At 45.1% G+C, this 13015-nt stretch carries 12 protein-coding genes; all 12 read right to left on the reverse strand.

What is annotated here, in order from left to right; translation table 11 throughout:
- The coding region (locus IJN28_00245; protein MBQ6712200.1) for a radical SAM protein at window positions 1-1177 on the reverse strand (1177 nt) is incomplete at its 3' end.
- Between the two features lie 24 nt (window positions 1178-1201).
- Window positions 1202-2344 (reverse strand): DEAD/DEAH box helicase, encoded by a 1143-nt coding sequence (locus tag IJN28_00250; GenBank protein ID MBQ6712201.1) that lies wholly within the window; start codon window positions 2342-2344, stop codon window positions 1202-1204.
- A gap of 20 nt (window positions 2345-2364) precedes the next feature.
- Entirely contained in the window at window positions 2365-4494 is a 2130-nt protein-coding gene (locus IJN28_00255; protein ID MBQ6712202.1) for a DNA topoisomerase 3, read from the reverse strand.
- Between the two features lie 115 nt (window positions 4495-4609).
- A complete protein-coding gene (plsY, locus tag IJN28_00260; GenBank protein MBQ6712203.1) occupies window positions 4610-5203 on the reverse strand; it encodes a glycerol-3-phosphate 1-O-acyltransferase PlsY in 594 nt (197 codons plus the stop codon).
- 20 nt (window positions 5204-5223) lie between these two features.
- On the reverse strand, window positions 5224-6549 hold the full coding sequence (gene der, locus IJN28_00265; GenBank protein ID MBQ6712204.1) for a ribosome biogenesis GTPase Der: 1326 nt from the start codon (window positions 6547-6549) through the stop codon (window positions 5224-5226).
- A gap of 14 nt (window positions 6550-6563) precedes the next feature.
- Window positions 6564-7889: a DUF512 domain-containing protein gene (locus IJN28_00270; protein ID MBQ6712205.1), complete on the reverse strand. Its 1326-nt coding sequence runs from the start codon at window positions 7887-7889 to the stop codon at window positions 6564-6566.
- A 119-nt stretch (window positions 7890-8008) separates the two neighbouring features.
- Window positions 8009-8968, reverse strand: coding sequence for a 6-phosphofructokinase (pfkA, locus tag IJN28_00275; GenBank protein MBQ6712206.1), 960 nt, complete (start codon window positions 8966-8968; stop codon window positions 8009-8011).
- A gap of 15 nt (window positions 8969-8983) precedes the next feature.
- The gene (gene aroB, locus IJN28_00280) at window positions 8984-10081 is read right to left on the reverse strand and encodes a 3-dehydroquinate synthase (protein ID MBQ6712207.1); all 1098 of its coding nucleotides are present in this window, start codon (window positions 10079-10081) and stop codon (window positions 8984-8986) included.
- Window positions 10078-10596: a shikimate kinase gene (locus IJN28_00285; GenBank protein ID MBQ6712208.1), complete on the reverse strand. Its 519-nt coding sequence runs from the start codon at window positions 10594-10596 to the stop codon at window positions 10078-10080. Before IJN28_00285 ends, aroB begins: the two co-directional genes overlap by 4 nt.
- A gap of 1 nt (window position 10597) precedes the next feature.
- Window positions 10598-11749, reverse strand: coding sequence for a chorismate synthase (aroC, locus tag IJN28_00290; GenBank protein MBQ6712209.1), 1152 nt, complete (start codon window positions 11747-11749; stop codon window positions 10598-10600).
- 80 nt (window positions 11750-11829) lie between these two features.
- Window positions 11830-12696 (reverse strand): shikimate dehydrogenase, encoded by an 867-nt coding sequence (locus IJN28_00295; GenBank protein MBQ6712210.1) that lies wholly within the window; start codon window positions 12694-12696, stop codon window positions 11830-11832.
- A gap of 13 nt (window positions 12697-12709) precedes the next feature.
- The coding region (locus tag IJN28_00300; GenBank protein ID MBQ6712211.1) for an HAD hydrolase-like protein at window positions 12710-13015 on the reverse strand (306 nt) is incomplete at its 5' end.

The raw sequence follows: 13015 nt of genomic DNA on the forward strand, positions 1-13015 counted from the left end.
ATAATTTGACGTTTTTGATGCCTTTTTCAATGGCAAGTTTTGTTGCGTTATATAAATCCTCTTCTGTAATCCCTTTATTGATGACTTGACGAAGCGGTTCAGTCGCGGCTTCGGGCGCAAGTGTGATCGTTTTCTGTCCACTGTCCGCAAGAGCAGTTGCAAGGCCGTCTGTTAGAGAATCGGCGCGCAGAGAAGCGACAGACAAAGTCATATCCTGCTCGCGGATAAACGCAGACAGTTCGTCGATCCAAGGATAATCCGATATTGCTGCTCCCATCAGACCGACTTTGTTCATATGGGGCTTGGCACGAAGAATACTTTCTTTTACTGCGTCCAGTGAACGTACGCGCGGATTGCGGAAACAGTATCCTGCCATACAGAAGCGGCAATGACGACCGCAACCGCGAGCGATCTCTATGAGATAGAGCTTGCCGAATTCGGTGTCGGGTGTCATGATGACTGTTTCTCCGTGTGTATCATTAAGATCCCTCACCCATTGTCTGGTAATGGTAGGCGGTACCGAGTCGATCGGGGTTATTTCAGCGAGTGTACCATCTTCACGATACTTAGGTTGGTAGAATCGAGGAACATATACGCCGTCGAGCTCGGCAAGGGCTCTCAATATCTCTTCTTTAGTGCATTTTTCTTCTTTTTTCTGCTCATATACCGTCAGAATATCGGAAACCGTATTCTCCCCTTCTCCGATCACGAATACGTCGGCAAACATTGCTAGCGGTTCGGGGTTGAATGTCGCACAAGGTCCTCCGATGATAATCATAGGGTCCATCTCGGTACGGTCGGATGCTTTGAGCGGTACTTTTGCTAAACGAAGACAGTGCAAAAAGTTAAAATAATCCATCTCAAACGAAATGGCGAATCCGATGATATCCATATCATAGAGTGGTTGCTGGTTCTCCATTGTCAAAAGCGGTGTTTTAGAGCGAATATATTCAGCTTCTGTTTGACGATCGGGAAGAAATGCACGTTCGCAAGTGAAATTTGTTCGTCCATTGATAAGATGATATATGATCTGAAAACCGAGATTTGACATCCCGATATAGTAATCATTGGGGTAAACGAGTCCGAAGCGATATCTTTTTTTCCCCGGAGGTATGATGACAGCACCGGTTTCTTCTGCCAGCTTCTTTTTATAGGAATCTCTTATTTTCCAGGACAAAGGATATCCCCTCTTTTCTTACTATTATTTGGGCTGTTTTTCGATCCATTTTCCGTTTGCTACGAGTGCTTTCGTCAATGTGATCGGAAGCTTGCGCTCGTAAGATGCGACTAAGTCGCGGTCGCGATCGGTAACGAGTAAAATCATTCTGCCTTCACCGCCGGCACGTGCCGTTCTGCCCGCGCGATGCAGATATACCTTTTCGTTTTCGGGCGGATACAAGTTGATGATGCAATCTACGTCTTGAATATCAAGACCACGTGCCGCAACGTCGGTAGCGACTAAGATGTGTGCCGTACCGCGCGCGAAGTCAGCCAAGGCTTTTTTGCGATCGGCTGCCATCATCTCACGATAAAGACCTGTTGTTTTGATTTTATGATGGTTCAGCTTTTCTACGATCATCGGAATATCGTAACTGCGATTTACGAATAAGATCGTTCGTTTCAGTCCGAGTGCATGATACAGTTTGCGTACACATTCGAGGCGACGACGATGGTCGACTACGATATACGAATGACTGATCTGTTGTTTCAATACAGTTGTCGAAGCAACTGTTTTTTCGGTAATATCGGGACATAGTTTGGTAACTTTTTTTCGTGTGCCGTCTGTGATCGTTGCCGAAACGAAGATCATCTGACGTTGTTTGGGTACAGCTTTAAGTATCTTTTCAACAGACGGAAGAAGTTGATCGTCGAGAAGGCGGTCAACTTCGTCGAGAACGAGCGTTTTTACTTGAAATACCGACACTTTTCGTTTGCTGAGAAGCTCGAATAATCTGCCGGGCGATGCAACGATAATGTGCGGTTTCGTTTTGAGGCGGTCGATCTGACGGGCGATATTGGCACTGCCTGCTATCCCCATCGTACGAATCGCACGACCCGATGCGACAGCAAGTGCTTCTGCTTCACGTTGAATCTGCATGACAAGCTCATTGGTCGGTGCAAGGATAACGACTTGTGCTACTGCTTCTTCAGAATCGATTTTTTCGAGGATTGGAAGAAGATACGATAACGTCTTGCCCGTGCCTGTTGCCGAACAACCAATCGCATTTTGACCATCTGCAATAAGCGGGATCATATCTTTTTGAATCTGTGTCGGTTCGGTAATGTTTTTTGCTTTCAGCGCATTGATCAGATCGGATGATACGCCTAATTGTTCAAATGTCATATATATTCTCCTTATATTGGTTAATATCGTGATAAAACGGGCCGTCCGTTTTCATCGTTATAGGTTGCGGTGCAGGATGGATAGTTGCTGCACCCCCAGAATGAGCCGTTTTTGCCGCGAATAAGACGAAGGATACCTTGCTTGCACTGTTTACACAAAAATCCTGTTTTCTTTGGTTTGCCTCCATCATCGTCAAGCGTTAGGTTGCATGACGGATAACGAGAGCATCCCCAAAAATCACCGTTTTTACCGCTTCTTTTTTTCAAAATACCTTTTTTGCATTGCGGACAGCGATACGTATCTTCACTTGTCGGTAATTTTACATTCTCTGCTTTTTGACATATCTCTGTCATGAATTTTATCTGCATATCCAAGAAAGAATCAAGGTCGGATTTACCTTCTTTCATCGAATGAAGCGCATTTTCCCAAATGGCAGTAGCATCGGGATATGTGATCTCATCCGGCAGTGCTTCTATTAAGAGATACGCAATCGGCGTTGGGATGAGGAACTTCTTCTCTTCTTTCAAAAATCCGCGTGTTAAAAGCTCGTTTATCATCGTTGCACGCGTTGCTTCTGTTCCGATACCGCAGACATCTTTCAGTTTCTTTTTGAGGTCTTGATTTTTCACGTAACGATGAATTTCTTTCATTGCGGCAAGAAGTGTTGCGGCGGTGAATCGTGTCGGTGGACGTGTTGTTTTTTTATCGAGTTTGGCTGAACAAAAATCCACTTTAGAGTCTTTGGAAACGGGTGGCAGAACTGCTGTTTCTTCTTTCTTTTCCGATTTATCGGAAACATAGAGTGCTTTCCAGCCAAGTTGTTTAATAATGCGTCCGCTTGCCGTAAAACATTCATCGCGATAGACTACTTCCAGTTTCGTCTGTTGGTATGTGTGGATCGGATAGAATTGCGCCAGATATGCTTGTGCTATCAAGAAATAGATATTACGTTCTACATCACTGAGAGATGCTAAATTGCATCTTTCTTGCGTCGGAATGATCGCATGATGTGCCGTAATTTTCTTATCGTTCCAAGCTCGACTTGTAATGGTAAGGTCTGCGTTTTTACTCCATTCGCTCAGCTTTTCATCACCGCACTGTAACAAGTTTCCTGCGATGATTTTTGAGGCATCTTTTTGATTCTCGGGCAGATAGTCGCAGTCGGAACGAGGATATGTCGTTAGTTTCTTTTCATATAGCTTTTGCGCTGTATCCAAGACAAGCTGCGGATCGTATTTGAACCGCTTGCCTGCTTCGATTTGGAGCGCAGACAATGAATACGGCAATCGTTGCTGTTCTTTTTTCAGCGAGCGTTCACATTTTGTTACGATGCCGGGAATCTCGGGTTCGTGATCTTCGGTGATGCGAGCCAATATCTCATGTGCTGTATCAAGGTCTATCAAACGATCTTCGCTATCAAGTCCTTTCTGCGTATCGGCAGGTTTCCATTGCGTCGTGAAGGTTTCACCGTTGAAGGCAAAATCAGCCTTTAAGATATAGTAATCTACGGGAACAAAATTTTTGATATCATTCTCACGGCGTACTACAAGTGCCAATGTCGGCGTCTTGACGCGTCCGATGGGAAGTGTCACTTGATGCCCCATACGTCTGGCGGCAAGTGTATAAGCACGTGATAGATTCATGCCGATCAGCCAATCGGCACGCGCGCGTCCGAGTGCAGACTGCTTAAGACGCAAAAAGTCTTGATTTTCCTTCAGATTATTGAGTGCCCTTTGGATGCTGACGGTATCGAGCGCGTTAAGGAGAAGTCTTTTTATCGGTTTATTCTTAATCTCGAGATAGTCGAATATTTCGTCGATAAGAAGCTGTCCTTCGCGGTCAGGGTCGCCTGCATGAATGAGTTCATCGGCTTGTTCGATGAGATTTTTTACGATATGAAATTGTTTTTCACACGAGTCGATGACGAGCATCTTCCATTCTGTCGGAATAATAGGCAAATCAGCCATATTCCATCTGCGGTATTTTTCATCGTATTCGTTCGGTTCTGCTTGACGCAGAATGTGACCGAATCCCCACGTTACAATACCTCCGCCTGTTTCGATATATCCGTCCTTCGATCTGTGCGGAGCGGGCAGACACTTGGCGATCTCGCGTCCCATACTCGGTTTTTCGGCAATGTATAAGCGCACAATATTTCCTCTTTTCTGTTACCTTTCATCATATCATAAAAAATCTATCGACAAAAGACTGCCGATTAGAAGAAAGAAAAGAACAGTATGAAAGTCATACCATTCTTTTCTATGATTATTGTTTACCTGATTTAATTTTCGATTCCGTACCGTTTAAGAGACGGACGATATTCGGTCTGTGTCGGATGATAACGAAGAGTGCGGCAATGACACCGAATACAATGATCTCCGTTTGTTCTCCGAATACGACCATCCAGACAGGTACGCAAGCTGCCGCAACGACAGAACCGAGCGATACGTAGCGCGTTATATAGACGATCAGTGCCCATGTAGCAAATACGATCAACGTGATCGTCGGTACGAGCATTGCGATAACACCGAGCCCTGTTGCGACACCGCGACCGCCTTTAAATCCGAGAAAAATAGGCCAGTTGTGCCCAATGATCGCGCAGATACCGCCGATGACGAGTGCAAGCGGTGTGCCGATCAAATATCCACCAAGCCACACACCAAAAGCACCTTTGATCGCATCGCAAGCGAAAATAAGGAGTGCGGCATTTTTACCGAGCGTGCGGAAAGCATTCGTTGCACCGATATTATGACTACCGTGCTCTCTTAAATCTGTATGCCAAATCTGTTTTCCGAGAATTAAGCCGCTCGGAATCGAGCCGATGAGATAACTGACCACGATCAGTAAAAGCAAAGTCATATCCATCATCTGCTCTCCTTTTATTCGATTTCTTCTTTACGACCGCGTACGATCAATTTTAGTGGTGTACCTTCGAAGCCAAAGCTTTCACGTAAACGGTTTTCTAAGAAACGTAAGTACGAGAAGTGCATGATCTCAGGATCGTTGACGAACAAAATGAATGTAGGCGGTTTGACATCAGGCTGCGTTGCGAAGAATATCTTAAGACGGCGACCTTTGACAGACGGCGGCGGGTTGATATCTACCGCATCGGTGATAACTTCGTTCAAGACACTGGTCTGTACACGCATCGTATGCTGTTCGGCAACGTATTGGATAAGATCTGTCAAACGATGTACACGCTGTTTTGTCAATGCCGAAGTGAATACGACAGGTGCATACTGCATGAAGATAAGCTCTTTACGGATATCTTCGGTAAAACGAAGTGTCGTTTTATCGTCTTTTTCGATAAGGTCCCACTTGTTGACGACGATAACAACGGCTTTGCCTGCTTCGTGTGCATAACCTGCAATTTTTTTATCCTGTTCTGTTACACCGCTCGTTGCATCGATTACCATCAATACGACATCACTGCGGTCAACAGCACGGAGCGAACGCATAACGCTGTAACGCTCAACAGGAAGGTCGATCTTACCTTTGCGACGCATACCTGCTGTGTCGATCAGCGAGAACGTGATACCGTCTTTGATGAAGTGTGTATCGATCGCATCGCGAGTCGTACCCGGGATATCGCTGACGATTACGCGGTCTTCACCGAGCATTGCATTTACGAGAGATGATTTACCGACATTCGGACGACCAATGAGTGCCACGCGAATCTCATCTTTTTCATCGTTTACATGCGATTCTTCAGGCAATACTTCGATGATCTTGTCGAGAAGATCGCCGAGGTTCATCGAGTTGACTGCCGAGATCGGAATCGGTTCACCAAGACCGAGGTTATAGAACTCATATATGAGCTCGTGATTGTTGATATTGTCGATCTTATTAACACCGAGAATAACAGGTTTTTTCGTGCGACGAAGCATCGTAGCGACTTCTTCGTCGGCATTTGTAACACCTGCGCGTCCGTCTACCAAGAAAAGGATCGCATCTGCTTCTTCCATTGCCAGTTTTGCCTGATGACGGATCGCTGTCAAAATTTTATCTTCTGTATCTGTTTCGATACCACCTGTATCGATCATTGTGAATTCACGATTAAGCCATTCTGCATCAAGATAGATACGGTCGCGGGTAACGCCCGGAAAGTCTTCTACGATCGAAACGCGCTTCTTGCCGATCTGATTGAACAGTGTCGATTTGCCGACGTTTGGGCGTCCTACGATTGCTACTATTGGTTTACTCATCGTCAATTCCTCCTTTATTTCATTTGCCAATTGCCGAGATATCCTTGCAGTGCATGAGCACTATCGAATACACGGACAGGCATGTTTAAATTCATTTCTAAATCTGTTACTGTCGTATCATCCAGGAAAATATCTTCTTCTGCTTTAAGACACGTACAAGGAATCAAAAGACCGTTACCTTGTGCAATATCTTCTTCTTGCAAAAGGCGGTTGGCAATATCCGTACCCGTCAAAAGGCCTGTAACGGTGATCTTATCACCAAAAAATTCGTTCGTTACGGCAATCAATCGAATCGTGAGATTCGGGATCTGTACTGCATCAAAGAGTGGACGCAATACCTTTTCGCCCGATGTTCCGCAAACGATAAAGAGCGTAGTCGGCTCTTCGTACGAAGCTGATGCGATCTCGTGGATATAGTAATTCCATTCATCAACGAAACTGCGTGACAGTCCGATACCGTTTTCGATCTGTGGATAGCCGTCGTAGATCTCAGCCGTCGGGAATGGTTCACCTGCCATCAAATAAAATTCATCCGAAATATGAACGAACGATTCGCCGAGTTCGGCACGTGCTTTTTCCTGCCAAGCAGTGACCGTTTTAACAACATCTTTTGCCTCGTCGGCAGTAAAGGTTCTGAGGGGATGGCATCTTTCACGATGCTTCGTCAAACCGACAGGGACGATCGCAACGGACAGGATATTATCTCTGAGTTCGTAAAGATCGGTAAGAGTTTTTTCCAGTTCTTCTTTGTCGTTATAATCGGGACAAAGTACGATCTGAACATGAATATCGATCTGATGCGCTGCCAGCTCTTTCAACTGTCTTTTAATATGTACGGCATCGGGATTACGCAGCATTTCACTTCGAAGTTGTCCGTTCGTTGTATGGACAGATACATAAAGCGGAGATAAATGCAAACGATAGATACGTGCATAATCTTCCTCTGTCATGTTCGTTAAAGTGATGAAATTACCGTTCATGAAGGATAAACGATAATCATCATCTTTTACATAGAGGCTTTTACGCATATTCGGTGCCATTTGTTCGATGAAACAAAATGTACAACGATTTTTGCAACGCGAGATACGGTCAAATACTGCACTTTCAAACAGTATCCCCATATCTTCACCATATTCTTTATCAAATTCGATCAGTTCTTGTTCGCCATCTGCTGTTTCGATCAAGAGCTCGATCTCTTCATCGGCTGTGGCAAAGCTAAAATCAATGATATCAGTCAACGGCATATCGTTGACTGCCAAAATCTTATCGCCCGGTTGCAAGCCGATATCATCGGCAACACTGTTCGGTTTTACTTTTGCAACTACACCGTAATATGACATACACTCACCTCTTTATCTACATTCAGTATAAATTCTTTTTTTCCTGCCAAAAGAAACGAAACAAAAGAGAAAGCAACGGAGTTGTCCGTTTACCTCCTCTTTTGCTCTATCATACGCTCTTACAAAGACAAAATTCCTGCCAATTGATGGAGTTTTTTGTTGACTCCGCGTACACTATGGACGGCCGTTTCATAATCTAAGAGAACGATCTCACCCATGTTTGCACCAACAAGACAATTCATGTTGTTTTCGGCAATTGCATCAACAGCTGCGCTGCCCATGCGACTTGCCATAATATTGTCTTTTGCACTCGGAGAGCCACCGCGCTGGATATAGCCGAGTACCGTTACGCTCGCATCGAATTCGGTTTTTTCTTTGATTGCCTTAGCAACATCATAGCCGCTGGCTGCCCCTTCGGCAACAACGATAATACTGTAGCGTTTACCTCGTTTATACGTTTCGCTCAACTTGCGGCATACGCTATCGAGATCAACTTTTTCTTCGGGGAGAAGTATTTTTTCCGCACCGCAAGCAAGACCTGTCATAAGAGCAATATGACCTGCACTTCTGCCCATCACTTCGATGATGGCAACACGACTGTGCGATTCTACCGTATCACGAATCTTATTGACTGCTTCGAGTGCTGTATTGAGTGCTGTATCGAATCCAATCGTATAATCGGTACCTGCCATGTCGTTGTCGATCGTACCAGGGATAACGACTGTATTGATACCCGCTTCCGTCAGTTTTCTGGCACCGGCCATCGAACCGTCACCACCGATGACGACAACGCAGAAAATGCCGTATTCTTTCAGATTACGGAGTGCCTTGTTAAAACCTTCTGTCGTGCGGTAGTCTTTGCTTCGAGCAGTTTTAAGCACAGTACCGCCGCGTTGGATGATACCTGCTACCGATGCACTGTCCATTTTGTGGAATTTGCCTTGAATAAGACCTTCATAGCCGCGTTCTATACCATATACTTCATAACCGTAATAAAGACTTTTACGTACAACGGCACGAATAGCACCGTTCATACCCGGCGCGTCACCACCGCTTGTCAAAATGGCAATTCTTCTCATTGTGAATGCCTCCTTTTATTTTACACCATCAGCAAGAATGCTTGCCAATGTATGATGAATGATGTCTTCTTTGATATCTGAGCGAATCTGTGTTGCTCCGATCCTTGTTAAAAGAACCCAGTTCAATTTTCCACCGATCATTTTTTTATCATGATAAAGTAACTCGTACAACTCTTGTTCGGTACAATTCGATGCTGTGAGTGGCAAATGATATTGTTTGATCTGTTCTTCAATTGCACGAACAGTCATATCGTCGATATAACCACAATCTTTACTGATACGTGCGGCTGCAACCATACCGATCGCAACGGCTTCACCATGATTGTAAAGACGATAGCCTGTATTAGCTTCGATCGCATGAGCTGTTGTATGACCGAAATTCAGTATCATACGAAGCGAAGATTCTTTCTCATCACGTTCAACGACATCTGCTTTGATCTCGCAAGAACGCGTAATAAGATGACGAATAGCATCAGGCTTTAACGATAAGACTTCCTCGCTATGTGATGAAAGATATGTGAACAACGATTGGTCTGCAATTAAACCATATTTGATAACTTCCGCCAAGCCTGTCGACAATTCTCTCGAAGGAAGTGTCGTAAGCGTATCGGTATCGATCAAAACGAATTTAGGCTGATAGAATGCACCGATCAAGTTTTTTCCGAGGGGATGATTGACAGCAACCTTGCCTCCAACACTGGAGTCGACTTGTGCCAACAAACTGGTCGGTATTTGGATAAACGGTACTCCGCGCAGGTATGTTGCCGCAACGAATCCTGCCAAGTCGCCGATCACACCACCACCAAGTGCAATAATGGGCGACTTGCGATCGAGGCCTGCTTCGATACAAGTCGTAAAAAGCTGTTCTGCCGTAGCAAAGGCCTTGCTTTTCTCCCCTGCTTCTATAATTGCCGTATATGGTATAAAGCCTGATTCTTTCAAGCTGTTTATTATCGTATCAAGATAAAGAGGAGCAACATTCGTATCGGAAATGATGAGCGTCTTACGGCTGAACGAAAATATGTTCATATTTTCGCCGATCGTATGCAAAATATTGCTTCCGATATGGATAGAATAGCTTCGTTCGCCAAGCGAAACACGAACTTCGTTCATTTCAGCTCACCTCGTCTTAATAAATAGCCGATAATTCTACGTGTAACGTCATGAAGCTCATTACCGGACGTATCAAGGATCAGATCGGCCACATTATAAAATGGTTTTCTCTCTTCCATCAACTTATGGATAAATTCATCGCGGTCGGGGCGATTGAGAAGCGGTCTGTTTTTCTTACGGCTGACACGCTCAATGATAACTTCAGGAGAAGCCGTCAGCGTAATCAGAATACCGTTTTTTCGAAGTGCATCAACATTCGCTTTTCTGAGAACACTGCCGCCGCCTGTTGAAATGATAGCACCTTCCATGCGACTGACTTCCGCGATCGTATCTTGTTCGATCTTGCGAAATCCTTCTTCACCGCATTCAGCAAAGATTTCGGGAATCTTTTTACCATGATCTTTTTCTATTTTATGGTCGGTATCAATGAACGGTCGTTGCAGACGCTTGCTGAGTATTCTGCCGACACTGCTTTTGCCCGATCCCATAAATCCTAACAATACGATATTCTTCATATTATGCCTGCTTTATTCTATCTTCATAATGTTTGACTGCTGCCAGAAAATCGACCATGCAATCTCCGCCGAATTTTTCAATAACTGCTTCTGTCATAACGATCGCCATCATTGCTTCACCGACGACTGACGCTGCCGAAACAGCGCATACATCGCTTCGTTCGCGACATGCTTTGACTGCTTCGTGCGTATGAACATCGACCGATGAAAGCGGCTGCATCAGCGTAGGAATCGGTTTCATGACAGCTTTGACGATGATATCCTCACCGTTTGTCATACCGCCTTCCAGACCGCCTGCTCGATTGCTCGTGCGGTAATATCCGCGACCTTCTTCGTAGAACAGTTCGTCATGTGCTTGACTACCGGGAAGATTGCCGTACTCGAATCCGACACCGATCTCTACCCCTTTGATTGCTTGGATAGACATCATAGCCGCGGCGATCTTTGCATCGAGTTTGCGATCCCATTGTGTATGACTACCGAGGCCGATCATACTGCCGCGAACGATCACTTCGAATACTCCGCCAAGTGTATCACCTGCTTGTTTTGCTTCGTCGATAGCTTGTTTCATTTTTGCTTCTACTGCTTCGTTTGTGCAGCGCATTTCAGATGTGCGGTAATAATCCCAGTCCGGAGTATCTGTATCTGTCATCTTCACGCCACCAATATTGGTAACATGTGCTGCAAGCGTGATACCGCACGATTCAAGAAACTGTTTACACAGTGCGCCGACAGCAACACGCGCCGCTGTTTCACGTGCACTGGCACGTTCTAAGATATCTCGGATATCGGTACGGTCATATTTCAAAATACCGCTCAGATCGGCATGGCCGGGGCGAGCTGCTGTAACAGGCGTGCCCGCGGGCGCACCACTGACAGACATTCTATCTGTCCAGTTTTCCCAATCTTTGTTTTGGATGCGGAGCGTGATCGGGTCACCCATCGTTTCGCCGAAACGAACTCCCGATAAGATGTCAACACGGTCGGTTTCGATCTTCATGCGACCGCCACGACCGTAACCTTGTTGGCGTTTAGCCAATTCTTCATTTATTTTATCAACATTAACTTTCAGACCTGCCGGTAATCCTTCTACGATTGCTGTCAAACACTGACCGTGAGATTCTCCCGTAGTTAAAAAACGAAACATTTTCATCCACTACTTTCTCTTGAAAATTCATTGCTGGTATAAAAGACTATCTTTTATTATATCTGTTTTTTGGTAGGAATACAATATCAGTCGTTTTTTTGACGAGATGCCCAAAAATTGTCGAAGGCTTCTTCCATACTGGGACGATGCGGTTCTATGCCTGTCCATCGGAAAAAGGATTCTGCCCCCTGTTCGATAAGCATATCTTTGCCATTGATCGTGTGGTGACCGTGTTCTTGTGCTTCGTGCAAAAAACGTGTCATAAGCGGTGTATAGATCAGATCATATACGACAGCATTTTGAGAGACATCTGCCCAGTCGACTTCGGGCATTGCGTTGAGATCAGGTGCCATACCGAGCGGTGTCGTATTGACGAGAAGCGTACATGTGCGAAGGGCTTCTTTCGCCTCCCAATCACCAAATGTATAGACCTTGATATCGCCGTGCGATGCAAAACGTTCGGCAAATGCTAAGCCTTTTTCTACATTGCGTACAAGGATCGTAATATTCTCGATGCCGTTTTTAAGAAGTCCCCAGACGACAGCTCTTGCCGCTCCGCCGGCACCGAGTAAAACAGCTCTTCCGCCTTCAGGGGATGCGCCTGCTTTACGAAGTGATGCGATAAAACCAATTCCGTCTGTATTCGAGCCGATCGCTCTGCCTTCACGTATCGTGATCGTATTGACCGCGCCGATCATACGAGCATCTTCTGCTATCTCATCGAGATGTTCCATGACAGCAACTTTATGCGGAATCGTCACATTGGCACCGCAAAAGTTCCATGCTTTTAACGCAGATACGGCGACACCAAGGTCACTAGGCGCTGTAGGCAGAGGAATATAGACATAATCCATTTGATTTTTTTTAAATGCGGCATTGTGCATCACAGGTGACAGGGAATGTCCCACAGGATAGCCCAAAATACCGACACAATTCGTTTTACCTGTAATCATACTGTATTCTCCTTTATTTCCAAACGAGCCGTTCTAAATAGCGCGAGATCCGTGTCAAACAAAATTCGGTCGCACTGAGTGGCGTAACATATATTGTATTGATCTTTAGAAAACGTGCTCCGAGCATATCAGTAAACAGTTGGTCACCGATCATTACCGTGTTCGAAGCATTTGTTGCAAGAAATCTCATTGCTCGCCGATATCCGAAAGGAAGTGGCTTGAAAGCAGGGGCAATGACATGGATATTCAGTTCGTTTGCGATTCGTTTCGCGCGAGATGTATACGAATTAGAGAGTAGACAGAATGCTATTCCCTTTTC

The organism is Selenomonadales bacterium (assembly GCA_017442105.1).
Classification (GTDB): Bacteria; Bacillota; Negativicutes; order RGIG982; family RGIG982; genus RGIG982.